Genomic DNA, 19,449 nt, shown 5'->3' on the forward strand with positions numbered 1-19,449 from the left:
CAGTGGCGTGGTGCAGGATCGACGCGAGGTGTCCGGGAACGCGGACGGGTGGGGAAAGGGCCGGGGACGCATGGCGACGATCACGAACAGGCAGGTGGCGGAGCACGCCTTCCTGCGACCGCTGTACCAGGACGGGTACTACCCCGATCACGTGGTCGACCGGGGCGGGGCCGCCCTGTTGCGGCTGTGCGGTCGCATCGAGGCGGAGCGCCCGCAGGACCTCGCGTCGCTCTACGCCCTGACGCGGTCGGCGACGGAGGAGTTCAACGTGTTGCAGGACGCGTTCGAGGAGGCCGGGAGCGAGATCGAGACGGTCGCGCGGGAGGCGATAGGCGACGAGTTCTGGTTCGTGGCCGCCGCCTACGGGTTCGCGGACGCCGACGCCGAGGAGCTGATCGCCGCCCGGGACTGGTGACCCGCGGGCGTCGGCGCGGCGGGTCGGCCGAGGCGGACGAGCAGGGTGGCGGGGGCGCGTGCGTCCAGGCCCTCGGGCACGGGGCGGAAGCCGGGTGCCCAGGCCAGTGCGGGCAGTGCCTCCAGCAGGGCGCGCAGTCCCGTCCCCGCGATCATGCGGGCGAGCGGGACGCCCAGGCAGCGGTGTCGGCCGGTGCCGAAGGCCAGTTGGCCGGGGTCCGTGCGGAAGAGGTCGTAGCGGTCGGGGTCGGTGAAGCGTGCGGCGTCCCGGCCCGCCGAGCCGACCAGACAGGCCACGGTGGCGCCGGCGGGTATCGTGCCGCCGCTGGTGGCGACGGGGGCGAGGGCGCGGCGCCGGACGAGATGCACGGCCGGGTCGCGGCGCAGCGACTCCGCCCAGGCCGCGTCGGTCAGGTCGGGTCTCGCCCGGACCAGGGCCAGCTGCGCGGGGTGGTCGAGCAGGTTGGCGAGGAAGCCGGCCAGGGCCCGGCCCGTGGCCTCGCCGCCCGCGCCGAGCAGGGTCGCCACGATCCCGACGACGGCCTCGTCGGGCAGAGGCCGGCCGCCGGGCCGCGCGGTGCACAGGACCGACAGGAGGTCGGTGCCCGGGTGGGCGCGGCGGCGTGTGACATGGGGGTGCAGGGCGGCCTCGACGTCGGCGGGCGCCGCGCCCAGGTGGGTCAGCTCCGTGCGGCTCCACGCGGTGACGCGGACGGTCTCGTCGTGCGGCAGGCCGAGCGCTGCGACGACGGCCGCCGTGGGCAGCCAGCGGCAGAACTCCTCGACGAGGTCGACCTCTTCGCGGCGCGTGAGGCGGCGTGCGAGCACGTAGGCACTGCGTTCCACCCCCGCCTTCAGGGCGGCCAGGGCCCGCCCTTGCAGGGCCGGGGAGACGAGCGCCCGCTGGGCGGCGTGCATGCCTTGTTCGAGGTGGGCGAAGGTTCGGCCCGGGGGCGGGGCGACCAGCCGGGGGTCGGCGAGCGCCGCGCGCACGTCGGCATGGCGGCTCAGCAGCCAGGCGCCGAACGGCTCGTCGTGCAGGAGCGGGTGGCGGTCGCGGAGCATGCGGTAGAGCGGGTACGGGTCCCGGGCGACGTCCGGTTCGGCCAGGCTCGGGGGTGTCCACGATCCGCGCGGCGCCACGCTCTCCGCTCGCACGACAGGACCCAGGGGGCACAGCACCGCGAGGCTCCCTCTCTGCGCCGGTGCGCGGGGCCCGCGCACGCATGCTCCCAGGCCACCATCACGCGGGCGGGCCCGCAGCCCCGTGCGGCCGTACGGGTGACGAGGGCCGGGTGACGGGACCGGGCCGGGACCCGCAGACCGTGTCCGTCGGTCTCAGCGAGTCCGACCCACGCGCGTGTGGGTATGAGACACGGAGCGCCAGGGTCTCGCCGCTCGACATCGTCCGAGGCACGCGCGCGTGGGTATTGAGATCGGCATGAACACCCTGCCGTAGACCGCCGTGACGAAGGGCACGGTGCTTGGGTAGGACGGTGTGTCGTGAAGACGCTCGCCGGGCGGGACGGGGGGCGGATTCTCGGGACCCGCCTCATGGGACCGAACGTTTCCGGGATGATGCCGGAGGGCCAGCTCGTCGTCGGCCGGAATGCGGAGCCGGTCGACGTGGCCCGCCACCGTCACGCGCATTCCACGCTCCGCGAGGCCGTCGGCGAGACGTACCTCACCCTCGCGGGGCGTGGCCTGCATCAGCGATGAGCAAGCGGCGACCAAGCAACGAGCGTCGGCAGAGGCCTTCTTGACAGAGGCCGCAGAGCGTGGGGTACTGCGGATTGCTGACGGCGGGAGCACCAACGGGGGTGAGTCACCTGACGGACCAGCGGTACCCCACGGCGGCCCAACTGGCCCGGTCAGCGCGGGAGCTGACGACTGTACGTCCTGACCTGTGCCGACTACGACAGGTCGGCACGTCACGTGGGGGACGTCCCCTGCATCTGCTGTCCGTGGGCCACGACCGGCGCACGGTCCTGATCGTCGCGGGCGCCCACGCCAACGAGCCCACGGGCGGCGCCACGGTGCTGCACCTGGCTCAGAGAGCGCTGCTCGAACCGCTGCTCAGATCCGACCGCTCGTGGCACTTCCTGCTGTGCGCGGATCCGGACGGCGCGGCCCTGCACCGCACCCCGGCGCCCCGGACGCTGCTCGACTACCACAGACATTTCTTCCGCCCGGCGGGCCCCGAGCAGCCGGAGTGGTCCCCCTCGGTGCTTCCGGCGGACCGGCTGCCCCCGGAGACGACGACGCTCACCGGCGTCATCGACGAACTGCGCCCCTACCTCCAGGTGTCGCTGCACGGCACCGAACTGGGCGGCAGCTGGGTGCAGTTGACCCGGGACATCCCGGGGCTCGCCGAGCCGTTCGCCAAATCGGCGGCGGAACTGCACATACCGGTGGAGACGGGCGCGTCGGACGCGGCGGGCTGGCCCGCGTCGGGCCCCGGTGTCCATGTGATGCCGGATCCGGACGTGCAGGCCGCGTTCCCGAGCCTGCCCGACGACGCCCGGCACTCCACCTGGCACCACGCGCACCGCTACGGCGGCTCCACGGCGATCGTGGAGGTGCCGATGTGGGCCAGCGACCTGGTGGACGACCCGGCGCCGCACCCCGCCCCCGAGCGGGCCCTGCGGCGGCTCTCGTCGCGGCTGAGCCGCGACACCCGGCTCGTGGAGGAGATCCTCGCGGAGGCGCTGCCCCGGCTGCCCGACACGCGCGGTCCGCTGCTGCGGGCGGCGCGCTGGGCGCTGAGTCTGGTGCCCGGCCTCGCGGACGACTGGGTGCAACCGCCGCCGCCGGACGCGACGATGGCGTACGTCGGCAGCATCGACGCGTTCGCCCGGCGGCTGCCGCTGCGGGCCGCCGCGATGCTGCTGCGGGTCCTGGAGGAGGCCGAGGACCGGGCCGCGCCCCGGCTCGACCTGCTCGTCACCCGCTGGTGCGAGGTGTACGCGGACCGGTTCGGGGCGCGGTGGGTGCCGGTGCCGCATCAGGTCGAGCACCAGGCACGGACGACGATCGCGGCGGTCCGGCACGCGCAGGGCTGAGCCGGGCCGGCCGCGGCGGCTCCGGGGTCAGCCGTCGAGGGCGAAGACCGATCCCGTGGTGGTGCGGAGCACGCACGCGTTGGAGAAGTCGCGCGCGTAGGCGAAGCTCCGGCCGTCCCACACGCCGTGGGCGGCCGCCCTGACCGGCTGGTAGATCATGGGGCAGGCGGTGCCCGCGGTGGGGAGGCGGTCGATGTCGCCGCCGGCCTGGGCGAGTTCACGGCAGGCCAGGTCCGCGTGCGGGTGGTCGGCGCCCGGCTCGGCGGGACAGGTCAGCAGCACGTCCCGCACGGGGCCCGGCGCGCCCTCTCCCCGCATGACCGTCACCTGGACCCAGTTGCCGGGCAGCGGCCCGGTGGGGGCCGCCTGCGCGGCGCCCGCGGGCACCGCGGCGAGCAGCACCGCCGCGGCACCCGCCGCGACCAGACTCGTACGACGCTTCGTCCTCACTGCCATGGGTGTCACCGTTCCTCGCGTCCGGAAGGCGCGGGCGCTCGCCCGTGCCGCTGCATGCATCGACACGGAAGGGCCCGCACCGCACCCGGCGCGCGGCGTCATCCACTCGAAGTGGCCACCGGAACGGGCCACCTGGCGGGGTCAGTCGGCGGACAGCCGGAACGACATGCGGCCGAACGCGACCTGGTCGCCGTCCTGGACGACGGCGGCGCCGATCACCCTGCGCCCGTTCACGGACGTGCCATTGGTGGAGCCGAGGTCGCGCAACACCCACAGGCCGCCCTGCCGGCTCAGCTCGGCGTGCACCCGGGAGACGGTCTCGTGGCTGAGCCTGAGCCCGTTGGCCGGGTCTCGGCCGATGCGCAGCGGGTACGGGTGGGCGGCCGAGGGCAGCAGCAGCTTCGGCAGCCGCTCCAGGGTCCAGGCCCTGCGCATCTTGACGGTGAACCCGGAGACTGCGCCCACGGCCCCGGTCAGGGCGCGCACCCAGCGGTTCTCGTGCTGGAGATCGGCGGTGAGCACCGCGAGCTCGTCGGGTCTGCGGGCGGTGAGGGCGAGCTCCATACGGCGGATGAACGTGTCGTGCGAGAGCCGGCCGAGCGCGACGCCGTCCCTGAGCACCTTCAGCGCACGCTCCCGCTCGGCGTCGGAGAGCCGCGCCGGGTACGTGTGGTGTTCAAAAGAGGACGTCACAGACGCGATTGTCCGGCAGTGACGGCCGAGGTGTCCAGAAAACCAGAAGCGCCGGACACGGACCGTTGTTACCTTCGTCCGGCCGCGGCCGCCAACGGGCCGCCCTTCAAGGAGATTTCTTGCCCTCTGCAGCAGACCTCACGACCGGCTCCGCCCACGAGCTCACCTTCCGCGCGCTCACCGAGGAGGACGCGGATCTGTTCCACACGCTGGACGACCCCGGCCTGGTCGGCCGGGCCCTCATCGGGGCCCCGTACCGCACTGTCGCCCAGGGCGGCCAGTACCGGCCCGACTGGACGTGGGTGGCGCTGCGCGGCGACCGCGTCGTGGCGCGGGCCGCGTGGTGGGCGGGGCCCGGCGACGAGAAGCCCATCGCCCTGGACTGGTTCGACCTGGCCGACGGCGAGGAGGAGGCGGCCGCCGAACTGTTGCGGCGGGCCCCCTTCCGGGCCGAGTACGATCTGCCGCTGCCGCCGGACTGGCGGGAGCGGCCGGAGACGAAGGCCGCGGCCGACGTGCGGATGCGCGCGGTCGAGGCGGCGGGCATGCGGCTGCTCGTGGAGCGGTTCCGCTACCGCTGGACCCCGGCCGACGGGCTCCCCGAGCGCCCCGGCCGGCTGGAGTTCCGCCCCGAGCCCGACGACGAGGCGATCCTGGACGTGCTGCGCCGCGTGCACTCGGTGACGCTGGACGCGCACGCGATCAAGGCCGTCGAGGAGGGTGGCCTCGACCAGGCCGCGCAGGAGGAGCTGGACTTCTTCCACTGGTGCCCCTCGCCGCGCGAATGGTGGCAGCTGGCGTACACGAAGGACGGCGACCTGGTCGGCATCCACGTCCCGGCGCACAATCCGTCGGGCCCCTGCATCGGCTTCATCGGGGTGGTGCCCGAGCAGCGCGGTCACGGGTACGCGTACGACCTGCTGGTGGAGTGCACGCATTTCCTGGTGGAGCGGGGCGCCGAGTTCATCGCGGCCGCGACCGACGACGGGAACTTCCCGATGGCGGGGAACTTCGCGCGCGCGGGCTACCCGGTGGAGCAGAAACGCATCAATTACGTGTGACCGTTCGCGTGTGATCTTCGTGTGACGCGGAACCCACCTCGGCGATCCGGCCTCGCGGGCGATCATCTCTGGCGCACCATGGGACACGTCGTCACCGTGAGCAGACAACCTGTCACGCCTGTTGCGTACGAGGGGGAACGTCCGTGCAGTTCGAGGTGTGGGCACCAGAGGCAGAGCGCGTGGAACTCCGGCTGGAGGACACCACGCGCGCGTTGGAACGCGATCCGGAGCGCACGGGATGGTGGGTCGTGACGGCGGACGCCGCGGACGGGGACCGTTACGGGTTCACGGTCGACGGCGGTCCGCTGCTGCCCGACCCGCGCTCGCGCCGGCAGCCCGACGGGCCCGACGGCCGCAGCGCGGTCGTCGACCACCGGCGGTACGCGTGGCGGGGCGACTGGGCCGGGCGGGATCTGTCGGGTGCGGTCCTGTACGAGCTGCACATCGGTACGTACACGAGGGAGGGCACGCTCGACGCGGCCGCCACCCGCCTCGACCACCTGGTCGAACTGGGCGTCACGCACGTCGAGTTGATGCCGCTGTGTCCGGTGCCGGGGCGGCACGGCTGGGGGTACGACGGGGTCAGCCTGTGGGCGGTGCACGAGCCGTACGGCGGCCCCGAGGGGCTGAAACGGTTCGTCGACGCGGCGCACGAGAAGGGGCTCGGCGTCGTCCTCGACGTGGTCCACAACCACCTCGGCCCCTCGGGCAACTATCTGCCCTCCTTCGGCCCGTACTTCACGGACACCCACCACACGCCCTGGGGCAGCGCGGTCAATCTGGACGCACCCGGCTCCGACGAGGTCCGCGCGTATCTGATCGGCAGCGCGCTCGCCTGGCTGCGGGACTACCGGATCGACGGCCTGCGCCTGGACGCGATCCACGAGCTGCACGACCGCCGCGCCCTGCCGTTCCTGGAGGAACTGTCGGCAGCGGTGGACGAGTTGGCAGGGCGGCTGGACCGCCCGCTGTTCCTGATCGGCGAGTCCGATCTCGGCGACCCGCGCGTCATCACGCCCCGCGCCCAGGGCGGCCTCGGGCTGCACGCGCAGTGGAACGACGACGTGCACCACGCCGTGCACGCCGCCGTCACGCGTGAACAGCAGGGCTACTACGCGGACTTCGCGCGTGAGCCGATGGCCGCGCTCGCCAAGACGCTCACGCACGGCTTCTTCCACGACGGCACGTACTCGACGTTCCGCGGCCGCCGGCACGGTCGCCCTCTGGACCGCTCGCGCACCCCCGCGCACCGTCTCCTCGCCTACACCCAGACCCACGACCAGGTCGGCAACCGCGCGCAGGGCGACCGGCTGTCCGCCACCGTCTCCCCCGGCCTCCTGGCCTGCGCGGCGACGCTCGTCCTCACCGGTCCTTTCACGCCGATGCTCTTCATGGGTGAGGAGTGGGCGGCGAGCACGCCCTGGCAGTTCTTCACCGATCACACCGATCCCGCGCTCGCCGAGGCCGTGCGCAAGGGCAGGCGACGGGAGTTCGCCGCCCACGGCTGGTCCGAGGCGGACATCCCCGACCCGCAGGACCCGGCCACCCGCGAACGCTCCTGCCTGGAGTGGCCCGAACGCGAAACGGGCCACCACGCGCGCGTACTCGCCTGGTACCGCACCCTGATCGCCCTGCGGCACACCCGTACGGACCTTCGGGACCCGGATCTGGCCGCGGTGCGGGTCGCCTTCGACGAGGGGGCGCGATGGGTCGCGTACCGGCGCGGGGACGTCCGCGTGGCGGTGAATCTGTCGCAGGCGCCGGTGTCCATCCCGCTGGGCCGCCCGGTGACGCGACTGCTGGCCGCGTGGGAGCCCATCGAACTCCCGGGCTCGGACGGCCTGTTGACGGTTCCGGCGGAGTCGTGCGTGGTGGTGGAGGCCCCGTAGCTCCCCCTGTGCGTCGGGGGGATGCCGCTGGGCAGTTGCGGTATCGCCCGTCGCACCGTTCCCGACGGGGGCCGGTGAGCGGTGCGCGCAGACCGTCCTAGCCGTCCGACACCAGTTCCAGCAGAATCGGCTCCCACGCCCGCTCCAGCTGCACCCGCAGCACCGCCGCGGGCCGCCCCTCGTCACCGTGGAGCCGCGCGGCGAGCCGCAGCAGCGCGTCGCAGCGCGCCAGCCACAGCCCCCGCAGACAGACCCGCGCCCCGTACCCCGCCAGGGTCGCGGAGCGCACCGCCGCGCGTGCCCCCACCGCGACCGCGAGCCCCGCGATGTCCTCCGCGGGGTCGCCCACCACGGCGGCGGCCCAGTCCAGGACGCCGCGCACCCGCCCGTCCGCGGAGACGATCAGGTGCTCCCCCTTCAGGTCGTGGTGGACGAGGACCGCGTCGGGCTGCGGCCCGAGCTGCGCCACGGCCTGGGCCGTGAGCTGCTTGAGCCGTACGGCCTCGAACTCCCCGTCCTCGTCGAGGCGTTGCACGACCCCGCCCGCGTCCCGGCGCAGCTGGTCGAGGGAGCGGGGCGGTGCCTTCGGCACCCCGAGCGGCGCGACGCGTGCGACCGGCACCGCGTGCAGCCCGGTGAGCAGCCCCGCGAGGTCCTCCTCGCCGCCCGCGGTGACGTCCCGGGTCTCGGCGGACGCGCCGGGCAGCCGGGTGTCCAGGGTGTAGGCGAGTCCAGGCGCCCACTCCCCGGCCGTGACACAGGCGGCGACGGCCACGGGAACGTACGGACGGACGAGGTCCCGCAGCCGTACCTCGCGCCGCAGCCCGCGCGCGGCAGGTGCGTCGGGCGCGAGGCGCAGCACGTGCTTGCTCCCCACCCACCAGGTGGCGGCCGTCCCCTCGACGGGGCGCAGCTCGGTGACGCCGTTCGGAAGGATGGTCTTCAGAAGGCGGCGCACACGGTCTTCGTCCGGCGGCTCCTGCATGGCGGTCAGCCGACGATCGCCATGTCCCGCGCGGTGGCGTTGAGACGCCGGCCGCCGTCCTCGGTGACGGTCACGATGTCCTCGATGCGGACACCGAAGCGGCCGGGCAGGTAGATGCCGGGCTCCACGGAGAAGCACATGCCGGGCAGCAGCTCCTGCTCCTCGCCCTCGATCATGTACGGGGGTTCGTGCGTGGTGACGCCGATGCCGTGCCCGGTGCGGTGGATGAAGTACTCGCCGTACCCGGCGTCGGTGATGACCTTGCGGGCGACGCGGTCCACCTCCTGGCAGGCGATGCCGGGGCGCACGGCCTCGCAGGCGGCGGTCTGCGCCTCGCGCACGATGTCGTGGACCTTGCGCTCCTCGTCGGTCGGCTCGCCGACGTGCACGGTGCGGGAGGTGTCGGATCCATAGCCGTACCTGAGGCCGCCGAAGTCGAGGACGATCATGTCGCCGTCCTGGACGACGCGGTCGCCGGGCGAGTGGTGCGGATTGGCCCCGTTGGGCCCCGAGCAGACGAGCGCGAAGTCGACCTGCTCGTGCCCGAACCGGCCGAGCAGGTCAGTGATCTCACGGGAGATGTCGATCTCCGTGCGCCCCGCGAAGGCGACCTTCTTGATCTCCTCGTACGTGGCGTCGGCCGCGGCACCGGCCGCCGCGAGCCGCTGCAGCTCGGCGGCGTCCTTCACGGCGCGCAGCATGGGCAGCGCCTCGGTGAGCGAGACGTACGACGTCTCGGGCAGGGTCTTCTGCAGGCCGAGCAGATGCATCGCCCAGGCGTTGTCACTGACGCCGAAGCGGCCGGAGACGTCCATCAGCGGGGCCGTGACGCCGTACGGGTCGACGCCGTCGGTCCAGTCGCGCAGCGTCATGGCGTCGGCGCCCACGGCCTTCGCCGCGTCGGGCGCCTCCAGCTTCGGCACGACGAGGGTCGGCTCCTGCCCGGCGGCCAGCACCAGGAGGGTGAGCCGCTCGGTGTCGGCCGGTACGTGGTAGCCGGTGAGCCAGACCAGGTCGGGGCCCGGCGCCACCAGCACTCCGGCGAGCCCGGCGTCGGCGGCTGACTGCGCGGCACGGTCCATGCGGGCCTTGTAGTCGGCTGCGGTGAAGGGCGCAGTAGTGCCGGTCGTCATGTCCGGGCCTCCGTGGGTACGTGCGGGTTTCTTACGCTGTCGGTGCTACGGCAGCATCCTGCCCGCCCGCGCGGGTCGGCGCGAGTGGGCCCCCTGGCCGGAGCCGCGCGCCCCGTCAGCCCTCCAGGGCGAGCCGCACGCCGAGCAGCAGCAGGACCCCGCCGGAGACCTGCTCCAGGCGGCGCCGCACCCCGGCCTTCGACAGCACGCGCCGCAGCCGGCCCACGCACCACACGTAGACGCCGTAGTAGCCGACCTCGTAGACGGCCCAGAGGGCGGCGAGGCCCACCATGGCCGGCAGGTGCGGTGCGCCCTCCGGCACGAACTGCGGCAGGAAGGACATCGCGAAGACGGCCGCCTTGGGGTTGGCGAGATTGAGCAGCAGGCCGCCGCGGTAGGAGGCGAAGCCGGTCTTCGCGGGCGTCTGCGCCGGGTCGTCGAGCCCGGCCTCGCCCTTGGTCCTGCGGGCCGCCCGCAGGGTCTGCACCCCGAAGACGACGAGGACGAGGGCGCCGACCACGCGCGTCACGGTGTACGCGGCCTCGGACGCGGCGAGCAGCGCGCTCAGCCCGAACGCGGCGCACACGCCCCAGACGAACACGCCCGTCTCGTTGCCGAGCACGGTCAGGAAGCCGGAGCGGCGGCTGCGCAGCGACTCCTTGATGATGAGGACGGTGCTGGGCCCCGGTGACGCGGCGATGAGCGTGCAGGCGCCGAGGAAGGCCAGGAGGGTGCTGAGCATGGGGCTCATGGTGCGGGCCCCCTGGTCCGTGACGCCACCACTTTTCTCCTTGACGCCGCCCCTTTGCCACGTACCGATTGTCGACAAGTAGTCACGGGCGCCCGGAGCCGGGCGGGATCGGGGTGGATGACGGATCGCGGATCGCGGATCACGGATCACGGATCACGACTGACGGCTGACGGCTGACGACTGACGGATCACGGATCACGGATCACGGATCACGGATCACGGCTGACGGCTCAGGTGACGACCCCCGGCACGACCGTCAGCTTCTGGCGCGCGCCGCTCTCGTGCCGTACCTCCATCGTCAGCTCGTGCCCCGGCCGCGCGTCGGCGACGACCGCCGCGAGGTCGCTCGCCGAGCCGATCCGGTCGTCGCCGAGGCTGACCAGGACGTCGCCGCGGACCAGGCCCGCCGTGTACCCGGGCCCCGGTACGTGCACGGCGACGACGAGCGCGCCGGGCCCGCGCGGCGCGTCGACGGCCTCGACGCCGAGGCTGCCCCGCGCCGCGGCGGGCCTCGGGGACGGCTTCCACGAAGGCTTCGCCGACGGGGTCCCAGGCGCCGCGGGCGGGCGCGGAACGGCGCGCTGCTGCATCTCCGCCATCCTGCTCAGGCCGATCACGGCGGCGCCGACCGTGCCGATGCCCACCCCGGCGAGGACCAGGACGACCGCGCACAGGACGCCGAGGAGCCGGCCCAGCAGGCGCCTGCCGCGGCGGTGCGCGCCGTGCGGGCGGGGCTTTCGCTGCGCGGCCGGGTCCTGGCCCGCGCCCGGGTCGGCCCCCGCGGCGCCCGGCAGGGACTTGGGCCGCAACGCAGTCTGTTCCATGGCCGCAGCTCTACCCTCGGCGACGGCGCGCCACGATCCCCGAACGAGTGAGAGTGCCCGGGCCCGCTCGATTTCGCCGCCCTCTCACCCGGCGAGCGCCGCCACGAACCGCTCGGCGGGGCCCCGCAGCGTGCCCGTGTGCACCAGCTCCGTGCGGTGCACGAGGCGCGGCGCGACGAGCGGCACGGCGACCGTGCCGGGCGCGTCGGCGGCCAGCGACGCGGGCAGCACGGTCAGGCCGTGCCCGGCCGCGGCGAGGGTGAGCAGGGTGCGGACGTCGGTGCCGTCGCAGCGCAGCGCGGCGCCGAAGCCCCCGCCGCCGTGCGCCGCGCGCAGCTGCTCCAGCGGGACACCGGCGCCGGGTGCGTCGAGCCAGCGGGCGTCGACGAGGTCGCCGAGGCGCAGCCCGGACCGGCTCGCCAGCGGGTGCCCGGCCGGGAGGACCACGTCCACCGGCTCCTCGGCGATGCCGCGCGTGGTGAGCGGGGCGACGTCGGGCAGCCGCAGCGGATCGTTGGGCGCCGCGACCCCGTCCACGAGCCCCAGGTCGGCGGCGCCGGTGGCGACCTCGGCGGGAATCTCCGCGCGGGCCAGGACCCGCACCCGCACGCCGGTGTGCGGCAGCAGCGCGGCCGCGCGGCCGCGCAGCGCGGTCGGAGTGACGGCGAGGTGGAGGCCCGCCTCGGGCGCGGCCGCCGTGCGGCGGACGTCGGCGCGGGCCGCGTCCAGGCGCAGCAGCAGCGGCCCGGCGTGCTCCAGGAGTCGCTCGCCGGCGGGGGTCGGCGCGACCGGCCGTCGGGTCAGCAACGGGGCACCGAGGTCCTGCTCCAGGGCCGCGATGTGCTGCGAGACGGCGGACTGGGTGTAGCCCAGCTCCTGCGCGGCGGCCGAGAAGGAGGCGAGCCGGGCGACCGTCACGTACGTGCGCAGCAGATGCGGATCCATGCCGACCAGTGTCCCCGGCCTGCATCAGGATCGCTTATGGAGGGTGCAGTTTTCATCGTTGGACGTGAACCACCGCCACTGCCCACGATGGTGCGCATGACCTCCTCAGCCCCCTCTTCGGCGGACTCGTCGGCGGACTTCTCCGCGCCCCGTCCGCACGCCCCCGCCCGTGTCGCCCTCGTCGGCGACCGCTCCCCGAACGTCGTCGCCCACACCCGTGTACCGCTGCTCCTGGAGGCCCTCGCCACGCGCGAGCACCTCGTCCTCGACGCGTACTGGATCTCCAGCGAGGACGCCGAACTGCCGGACGCCGTGCGGGACTTCGACGCGGTCTGGGTGCTGCCCGGCAGCCCGTACCGCAGCGAGGCGGGCGTGCTCGCCGCGATCCGGACGGCCCGCGAGCAGGGCATCCCGTTCCTCGGCACGTGCGGCGGCTTCCAGCACACGCTCCTGGAGTTCGCCCGTACCGTCTGCGGGCTCGCGCACGTCGCGCACGCCGAGAACGACCCCGAGGCCGCGGCGGACGACCACCTCATCGCCCCGCTCGCCTGTTCGCTCGTCGGCCACGAGGGCACGGTGACGCTGACCGCGGGCTCGCTCGCCGAGTCGGTGCTCGGCGCGGACCGCACGGTCGAGCGCTACCACTGCCAGTACGGCCCGGCCGCGCACCTGGACACGCTGCGCGCCCACGGTCTGCGGTTCACCGGCGCGGACGAGGAGGGCCAGGTACGGATCGCCGAACTGCCCGCCGAGCAGCACCCGTTCTTCCTCGCCACCCTGTTCCAGCCGGAGCTGCACGGGGACGGCAGCCGCCCGCACCCGATCGTGCAGGCGCTGGCCCGCGCGGCGGTCGAGCACGCGCGGACGGCCGCCGTCACCGCATCCGCCTAGGGCGACACACGCCCCAGGACTCAGCCGGCGTGCCCGCCGTGCTCACCTCCATGTCCGTCCCCGCCGTGCCCGTGCTCGAACTTCATGGCCTCCTTCGGCATCACGACGAACGGCCGCATCATGCCCATGTCCTCGTGCTCCAGCAGATGGCAGTGGTACATGAACCGCCCGTACGCCCCGTCGAACCTGCCCATGACCCGCAGCATCTGGCCCGGCAGGGCCCGGAACACGTCCTTGTACCCGTGCTCGTTGGGCGGCAGCGGGACGACGGTGCTCGCGTCGTACGTGACCGGCTTGGCCGTGCCGCCGACCGTCGTGTCGAACCCCGACGCGTCGTAGGCGTCACGGCCGAGGATCTGGAAGTCGGCGAGGTGGATGTGCATGGGATGGGTCACCGGCGGGTTCACCGCGAGGTTCAGGAAGCTCCACTGCTCGAAGCTGCCCTCGGCGACGGTGAAGCCGAGTCCGTCGTTGAAGGTCCGGGAGATCCGCCGGTAGGTCTTCGACTCCCCCTTGTCGTTGACGAGTTGGATGATGCCGTCGGCCGGCAGCCGGAGCCCCGCCGCCTCGTCGGCCGGGACCTCGGTCATCTCCCAGATCTCCGGGTGTCCGCCGCCGCCCTTGGTCGCGGGCGGGGTCAGCACGATCAGCCGGTGCCCGTGCTCGATGTCGTGCGTCAGCTTGCGGAAGGAGCCGGAGAGCACCTCGGGCAGCGTGAACCCGTCGGGCTCGGCACACTCGCGCACCCGGAACTCCATGACGTGCGGATAGCGCACGTCGCCCGGCACGTCGGGCACCCCCGCCGGCTGATTGCGCCCCTTGTTGACCAGGCGCACCCGCTTCCCGGCGAGCGCCGCGAAGTCGATCAGCAGGTCCATCCGCTCGGCCGGGGCGATCGTCAGCGTGGGCAGCGCGCCCTCGAAGTCGACCGGCACCGGCCGCGGCAGCAGCCCGCCGTCGCTGCCGATCTGTCGCAGCACGCCCGGCACCGGGTCGCCGTCCTCGTCGATGAGCACGAGGTCGTAGATCCGGGCGTTCGACGCGTTCACGAGGCGGAAGCGGTACCACGCCGCGTCCACGTCCGCGTACGGCCAGATCTGGCCGTTCACCGTCGTGTACGGGCCGGTGAACGGCAGCGAGACGGGCTTGCCCGTCTCCGGGTTGGACTCCTGGATCTTGACGGTCTTGTGCAGCAGCCGCCCGGTCAGCCTGCCGTCCTCGTCCGTGTCCAGGTTCCGGTCCGCGAGGAGCAGCGGGATCTCCCGCTGCCCGGACGGCAGCCGGAGCGCGTCCTCCTCGTCGTCACGGACGAGGTACGTGCCGTACAGGCCCGTCTGCACGTTCCACCGCGTCACATTCATGGCGTGGTCGTGGTACCACCACTGCACCGCCTGGTGGTCGTTCGGATACTCGGCGAGCTGGGCGTCGCCGAAGCCGACCGCGTTGTCCGCCCAGCCGTCGTTGCCCCCGCCCGTCTGGGCGCCGTGCAGGTGTGTGACGAGCCAGGCGGGCAGCGCCGCCACGTCCGCGTTCGGCGGGACCGGGTCCTTGCCGCGGCCCGGTTCGGTGCCGGGGCTCGGTGTCGCGATCGGCACCTCCACCGCCGTCACCGGGTACTCGCTGCCCCGGGGCACGTGGTTGGTCCAGGCGATGCGGACGCGCTGTCCGCGCCGCACCTCCACGGTCGGGCCCGGGACCGATCCCGCGTACCCCCACATGAGGGTCGGCGGGAGCTGCGGGTGCAGCCGCTGCCACACCGGCCGGACCGCGATCTCGGTCTCCTTCAGGACGTCGTCGGAGGCGGGCCGCAGCACCGGCGGCACCGTCAACGGTGCGACATAGGGCGCCAGTTCACCCACGGCCGCCGCGGCGATCTCGCTCGCCGCCTCCTCCACGCCGCTCGCTCCTTCCGCGCCTGCGTCCGTGAGGTCATGGATGCCGTGCGCGACGCGCTCGAAGATTTCGCTCAAGGTAAGAACACCCCCGTGTGTTCCCGTGAAGTCCCCCGGTTCGTACGGCCGGTCAGTGGCCGTCTCACCCCATAAGACGACCGGCGTCCCGGCAAAGTTCCATGAAGTACTTATTCCGGACGAGAAGGTTCGGAAACCGGAACCGGAACCCGCCATGCGAAGGGCAGTGCGGACAGCGACCGCACGGGCGCCGCCGGGATCCGGTCCGGCACGAAGCCGTGGGTGCGGGACGCCAGGTGCCCGGCGCGGTAACGGTCCACATGCCGGTGCCAGTTGACGATGCCCGCCGTCCAGTTCCGCAACTGCTCGACATGGCCCTCGATCGCGGCACGCGCCTCCCGGTCGAGCCCGAAGTCCTCGTACAGGACCGGCAGTTCGTGCGCGACGACGTGCTCGAACTGTTCCATGCGCTGCGTCAGCAGGTCCTGCACGATGCGCAGCGCGGTCGGGTAGTCGATGCCGAAGAAGTTCTGCACGACGAGGATCGCGTTGTGGATCTCGCCCTCGTACTCGATCTCCTTCTGGTACGAGAAGACGTCGTTGACCAGCATCGCGTAGTCGGTCGCCGCGTTCTCCAGGGAGCGGAAGGGGCCGCTGCGGTACACCTCGGGCGGCACGGCCGGGCCGTGGCCGAGCCGGCACAGGCACATGGTCAGGTCGGAGCCGAAGGTGGCGCGGCGCATCTCCAGGTAGTCGACGGGGTCGGGGATCCGGTGCTGGATCCGGTTGGCCAGCTCCCACAGCCAGCTCTCCGTCATGACCTCGACGGTGCCCCTGAGAGTGCGCCGCAGGTCCGGGGACATGTCCCCCGTCGTGCGCAGCCACAGGTCGGTGAGGCCGCGTTCCATGGCGTTGACGGGCACGGGCGCCGCCTCCCCCTCGACCGGCATGCAGGCCGACAGACGCTCCGTACACAGCCGGGCGGAGGCCATGTCGTGGCGGTGTCCGAAGACGAGCGGGTAGTAGTCGTCGGCGTACGTCCCCCAGGCGAGCCACTGCGCGCCCAGGTCGAGCGCCTCGGGTGGGCCGTCGGGGTCGAGCCCCGCCGCGCACAGTGCGAGATCGGCGGCGGCGAGCCTGTCCTCGTCCCAGACGCCCTCCGAGAGGATGCCCATGCGGTGCGCCCACGCGACGAGGCGGGCGCGGGCGCCTTCCAGGCCGCCGTTGAGCCGCACCTGGAACGGCATCGGGATCTCGGGGATCAGCGAGGGGCCCACCTTCTGGTACGGCACGTGCCGGTACGCGCGCAGCCGCTCGGCCCCCACGGCGTCGAGCAGGGCCTTCACGTCGGCGGCCCCCGTGCCGAGCCCGGTCGGCCCGCCGAACCGCAGCGGGTCGGCCGGTGCGGCCTCCTTGTTCATGTAGCGGCTGGAGCGCAGGTGCCACTCGTGCCCGCCGGACTGCCAGTCCTGAAGCCCCCGGGTGTACGCGGCGACGGCCGCGAGCTGGTCCGGGGTGAGCCCCTTGTCGGCGGCGAGCACGGGCACTTCGGTCGACGCGGTGTGCTCGAACTGGTGCAGCCGGGAGGTGAGCACGTCGTTGACGGCCTCCGCCGCCTCCTGGGTCGTACAGCCGAAGAAGGTCTCCAGGACCAGGACCCCGTTGGAGAGTTCGCCCTCGTCGCGGACCTCCCGCTCGTACGAGAAGAGGTCGTTGCGCAGGTGGACGGCGTCGGAGAACGTCTCCATGAGGACGCGCAGCGGCCTCGACCCCGCGACGCACGCGGGCACTTCGGCGGTGGCGTACTCGACGAGCCCGGCCGACCAGGGGGCGCCGCCCACCTTGCGGCGCATCTCGATGTACTCGACCGGGTTGGAGATCCGTCCCTCGTCGATGTTGGACAGCTCCCACATCGACTCGTTGAGCAGGTGCTCGGTCGACTCGGCGAAGCGGCGGCGCCAGTCCATGGACATGGCGGGCACGGTGCGCCGCCACAGGTCGGCGAGTCCGGCCTCGACCGGGTTCTCCGGCTCCGGCACGGGGGCGGCCGGGTCCGCCGGGTCTTCCACGTGCATCGGCATGAACAGCGGCAACCGGTCGAGGTGGGCCTTGCCGGCCGCGCGGTCGTTGGTGCGCTTGAACATGTCGAGGAAGTGGTCGTCGAAGAAGAAGACCCAGACGTACCAGTCGGTGATCAGGGAGAGCGCGGGACCGTCGCAGTCGGGATGGGTGTACGCGCACAGCAGTCCGTAGTCGTGCGCGTCGAGGTCGCTCTGCTCCCAGACCCCCGATCCCTCCAGCATCCCCATCCGGCGCGCCCAGCCGGTGGAGTGGGCCCGCGCCTCGTCGAGGTGCGGATTGAGCCGCGCCTTGTACGGCATGTAGAAGCGCGGCAGACGGAACGGCTGCGAGGACGATACGGACTGCTCAGTCATGTGCGCGGCCCTACCCGTGGCCGTCAACCGCCATCCACGGGGCGGGACATGATCGCACTATCGCGTGAACCAGGACTGGTTCCGGCCCCCGGAGGGAAGCGGCCACGCGCGCGGGGTACGCTGCTCCACACTTGAACACGTTCAAAACCTGGGGGGTCTCGTGTTCCGTACCGCTGTGCTCGCCTGCGCGCTCACCCTGCTGGCCATGTCCGCGGCCGGTTGCATGGCGCGCTACGGCTACTGCGGCCCCGAGGGCCCGACGCCCTCCGGCCTGACCGCCTCCGACCTCGTCGGACGCTGGCACGGAGACCCGTCCGGCGAGCTGCTGCTGCGCGCCGGGGGCACGTTCACCGCCGACTGGTCCGACCTCGACCGCGTCACCGACGCCCCGAAGGCCGGCGGCTCGCCGACCGTGACCGGCACCTGGTCGCTCGAACACGGCCCGGGCAGCGGCGACGAGGACTCCAGGCAACTCGAACTGGTCTTCCCGAAGGCCCTCTACGACTACGACATCAGCGGCACCCGCGCCGCCCCCGTCGTGTACACGTACACGGACGACCCCGATCTGTGCGCCTTCCACACGCTGCGCCGCTGAGCCGGGAGGGCCGGGTGTTGCTACACAGGAGAGCCAACGCCCGTACCGCACAGCGGACAAGGTCGCGGCCGCCAAGTACGGCACCGACAAGCCCATCGACGATCCCGCGCGGGAGCGGCAGATCCTCGACGACGTGGCGGCGCGTTCGGTGGGGCTCGGGCTCGACCCGGGCTTCGCGCAGGCCGTCTTCCGCGACCAGATCGAGGCCAACAAGGTGGTGCAGCGCGGCCTGTACGCCCGCTGGGACGCGCACCCGGAGGAACGGCCCACCGAGCGGCCCGACCTGGCGACCGAGGTCAGGCCGGCGCTCGACCGCATCACGACCCAGGCCGTGAGCAGCGGCGTGCAGGCCGCCGACGCGCGGCCCGGCTGGAGCGCCGTGAGCGCGTCGAGCAGGGCGGCGCTGCGGGACGCCCACGCGCGCGGGTTCGACGTACTGCACCTGAAGGGACTCGCGCGGGCGCTGCCGTCCGTGTGCGCGCTGCGCTCCTGATCGTTACGCGGACCAGTGCGCGGGGCGCGCCAGGCCCGGCGGGATCCTGGTGGCGGCATTGCCGCGCGCGGCGTTCAGCTGGGCCTGGGTGAGGAAGAGGGCGCCGGTCAGGTCGGCGTCCTCGATACGCGCGTCGCGCAGGTCCGCGCCGATCAGGTCGGCGCTGCGCAGATCGGCGTCGGTCAGGTCGGCGGCGACCAGGAGGGCGCCACGCAGGCACGCGCCCCGCAGGTCGGCCTTGCCGAGCCGGGCACCGACCAGGTCCGCGCCGCGGTGGTTCTTCTTGCGCCCCGGGACGGCGGCGCGCTCCAGTTCGCTCGCCTTCAGGAGCAGCGCGTTGACGTCGGCCCGGATCGCGGGGACGTCGGCGGCGAGCAGTTCCTGCGCACCCGCGCGCGTGAGGCGCTCGATGTCGGTCCTGGCGCGGCGCGCGTCGCGGTGCACGGGTTTCGCGCGCGGCAGCTCCAGGACGTCGCTCAAGTACCAGAGCAGCTCGTGCAGTTGCCGCATGACGGGGAAGACCTCGTACATGGCCCGCGCGCTCTTGGGCCGCTCGCGCCAGCTGACGCCCTCGAAGGTGACCTGGGAGACCTTCTGCCCGGCGCCGAAGCAGTCGAAGACGGTGCAGCCCGGGTAGCCCTCGTCGCGCAGCCGCGCGTGGATGCCGCAGCGGAAGTCCTCCTGGAGGTTGCGGCACGGCGTCCCCGCGTTCTTGTTCGCCGCGAAGTCGTGGGACTTGGCGAACGGCAGCGCGACGCAGCACAGTCCGAAGCAGGAACCGCAGTCGGCCAGCAGTTCGGGGCGGGGCGGGGTCGCGGGGGCGGCGTCGGAGGAGGTCACGCCCCCCATTGTCACCGATCGACGGTGTACGCCCCCTTGTGGGTGGCGGGACCACGCGCCACCGTGGACTCG

19 protein-coding genes are annotated in these 19,449 nt (G+C 73.2%); 8 read left to right on the forward strand and 11 right to left on the reverse strand.

What is annotated here, in order from left to right; translation table 11 throughout:
• The first annotated feature begins 70 nt into the window (after positions 1-70).
• A complete protein-coding gene (locus J3486_RS30190) occupies positions 71-415 on the forward strand; it encodes a DUF5713 family protein (RefSeq protein ID WP_207825978.1) in 345 nt (114 codons plus the stop codon).
• On the opposite strand, the gene J3486_RS30195 is transcribed toward J3486_RS30190, so the two are convergent.
• Complete coding sequence (locus J3486_RS30195; RefSeq protein ID WP_207825979.1) at positions 361-1,596, reverse strand: cytochrome P450; 1,236 nt, start codon at positions 1,594-1,596, stop codon at positions 361-363. The two genes, J3486_RS30190 and J3486_RS30195, sit on opposite strands and share 55 nt — an antisense overlap.
• 321 nt (positions 1,597-1,917) lie before the next feature.
• On the opposite strand from J3486_RS30195, the gene J3486_RS30200 reads away from it, so the two are divergent.
• Complete coding sequence (locus J3486_RS30200) at positions 1,918-2,133, forward strand: hypothetical protein (RefSeq protein ID WP_307804995.1); 216 nt, start codon at positions 1,918-1,920, stop codon at positions 2,131-2,133.
• Positions 2,134-2,234: 101 nt separating this feature from the next.
• Positions 2,235-3,476 (forward strand): M14 family zinc carboxypeptidase, encoded by a 1,242-nt coding sequence (locus J3486_RS30205; protein ID WP_207825980.1) that lies wholly within the window; start codon positions 2,235-2,237, stop codon positions 3,474-3,476.
• A 27-nt stretch (positions 3,477-3,503) separates the two neighbouring features.
• Here J3486_RS30205 and J3486_RS30210 read toward each other — a convergent pair whose 3' ends face one another.
• Both J3486_RS30210 and J3486_RS30215 read right to left on the reverse strand, forming a co-directional pair.
• On the reverse strand, positions 3,504-3,932 hold the full coding sequence (locus J3486_RS30210) for an SSI family serine proteinase inhibitor (protein WP_207825981.1): 429 nt from the start codon (positions 3,930-3,932) through the stop codon (positions 3,504-3,506).
• A gap of 141 nt (positions 3,933-4,073) precedes the next feature.
• The gene (locus J3486_RS30215; RefSeq protein WP_207825982.1) at positions 4,074-4,625 is read right to left on the reverse strand and encodes a DUF1707 and FHA domain-containing protein; all 552 of its coding nucleotides are present in this window, start codon (positions 4,623-4,625) and stop codon (positions 4,074-4,076) included.
• 119 nt (positions 4,626-4,744) lie between these two features.
• Here J3486_RS30215 and J3486_RS30220 point away from each other — a divergent pair, with 119 nt between their 5' ends.
• Both J3486_RS30220 and treZ read left to right on the forward strand, forming a co-directional pair.
• Positions 4,745-5,686, forward strand: coding sequence for a GNAT family N-acetyltransferase (locus tag J3486_RS30220; protein ID WP_207825983.1), 942 nt, complete (start codon positions 4,745-4,747; stop codon positions 5,684-5,686).
• Between the two features lie 143 nt (positions 5,687-5,829).
• The gene (treZ, locus tag J3486_RS30225; RefSeq protein ID WP_207825984.1) at positions 5,830-7,575 is read left to right on the forward strand and encodes a malto-oligosyltrehalose trehalohydrolase; all 1,746 of its coding nucleotides are present in this window, start codon (positions 5,830-5,832) and stop codon (positions 7,573-7,575) included.
• A 97-nt stretch (positions 7,576-7,672) separates the two neighbouring features.
• Here treZ and J3486_RS30230 read toward each other — a convergent pair whose 3' ends face one another.
• The 5 genes from J3486_RS30230 to J3486_RS30250 form a co-directional block, all read right to left on the reverse strand.
• The gene (locus tag J3486_RS30230; protein ID WP_207825985.1) at positions 7,673-8,560 is read right to left on the reverse strand and encodes a phosphotransferase family protein; all 888 of its coding nucleotides are present in this window, start codon (positions 8,558-8,560) and stop codon (positions 7,673-7,675) included.
• 5 nt (positions 8,561-8,565) lie between these two features.
• Complete coding sequence (locus tag J3486_RS30235; RefSeq protein ID WP_207825986.1) at positions 8,566-9,693, reverse strand: Xaa-Pro peptidase family protein; 1,128 nt, start codon at positions 9,691-9,693, stop codon at positions 8,566-8,568.
• A 115-nt stretch (positions 9,694-9,808) separates the two neighbouring features.
• Positions 9,809-10,435, reverse strand: a complete 627-nt coding sequence (locus J3486_RS30240; RefSeq protein ID WP_207825988.1) for a LysE family translocator — start codon at positions 10,433-10,435, stop codon at positions 9,809-9,811.
• A 239-nt stretch (positions 10,436-10,674) separates the two neighbouring features.
• Complete coding sequence (locus tag J3486_RS30245; protein WP_207825990.1) at positions 10,675-11,268, reverse strand: PDZ domain-containing protein; 594 nt, start codon at positions 11,266-11,268, stop codon at positions 10,675-10,677.
• Positions 11,269-11,352: 84 nt separating this feature from the next.
• The gene (locus J3486_RS30250; protein ID WP_207825992.1) at positions 11,353-12,213 is read right to left on the reverse strand and encodes a LysR family transcriptional regulator; all 861 of its coding nucleotides are present in this window, start codon (positions 12,211-12,213) and stop codon (positions 11,353-11,355) included.
• 96 nt (positions 12,214-12,309) lie between these two features.
• On the opposite strand from J3486_RS30250, the gene J3486_RS30255 reads away from it, so the two are divergent.
• Positions 12,310-13,104 carry a hypothetical protein gene (locus J3486_RS30255; RefSeq protein ID WP_207825994.1) on the forward strand — a complete coding sequence of 265 codons (795 nt, stop codon included), beginning with the start codon at positions 12,310-12,312 and terminating at the stop codon, positions 13,102-13,104.
• A gap of 20 nt (positions 13,105-13,124) precedes the next feature.
• Here the strand turns inward: J3486_RS30255 and phsA are convergent, their stop codons facing one another.
• Both phsA and cyc2 read right to left on the reverse strand, forming a co-directional pair.
• Entirely contained in the window at positions 13,125-14,999 is a 1,875-nt protein-coding gene (phsA, locus tag J3486_RS30260) for an O-aminophenol oxidase PhsA (RefSeq protein WP_207826254.1), read from the reverse strand.
• A gap of 185 nt (positions 15,000-15,184) precedes the next feature.
• A complete protein-coding gene (cyc2, locus tag J3486_RS30265) occupies positions 15,185-17,449 on the reverse strand; it encodes a germacradienol/geosmin synthase Cyc2 (protein ID WP_207825995.1) in 2,265 nt (754 codons plus the stop codon).
• A gap of 160 nt (positions 17,450-17,609) precedes the next feature.
• On the opposite strand from cyc2, the gene J3486_RS30270 reads away from it, so the two are divergent.
• Together J3486_RS30270 and J3486_RS30275 are read left to right on the forward strand one after the other, a co-directional pair.
• Positions 17,610-18,044: a hypothetical protein gene (locus J3486_RS30270; protein WP_207825997.1), complete on the forward strand. Its 435-nt coding sequence runs from the start codon at positions 17,610-17,612 to the stop codon at positions 18,042-18,044.
• A 94-nt stretch (positions 18,045-18,138) separates the two neighbouring features.
• Complete coding sequence (locus J3486_RS30275; protein ID WP_374194794.1) at positions 18,139-18,537, forward strand: chorismate mutase; 399 nt, start codon at positions 18,139-18,141, stop codon at positions 18,535-18,537.
• A gap of 3 nt (positions 18,538-18,540) precedes the next feature.
• Here J3486_RS30275 and J3486_RS30280 read toward each other — a convergent pair whose 3' ends face one another.
• Positions 18,541-19,386: a pentapeptide repeat-containing protein gene (locus J3486_RS30280; RefSeq protein ID WP_207826274.1), complete on the reverse strand. Its 846-nt coding sequence runs from the start codon at positions 19,384-19,386 to the stop codon at positions 18,541-18,543.
• Positions 19,387-19,449: the final 63 nt, after the last annotated feature.

Origin of the sequence: Streptomyces sp. VRA16 Mangrove soil (assembly GCF_017377775.1) — a bacterium.
Classification (GTDB): domain Bacteria; phylum Actinomycetota; class Actinomycetes; order Streptomycetales; family Streptomycetaceae; genus Streptomyces.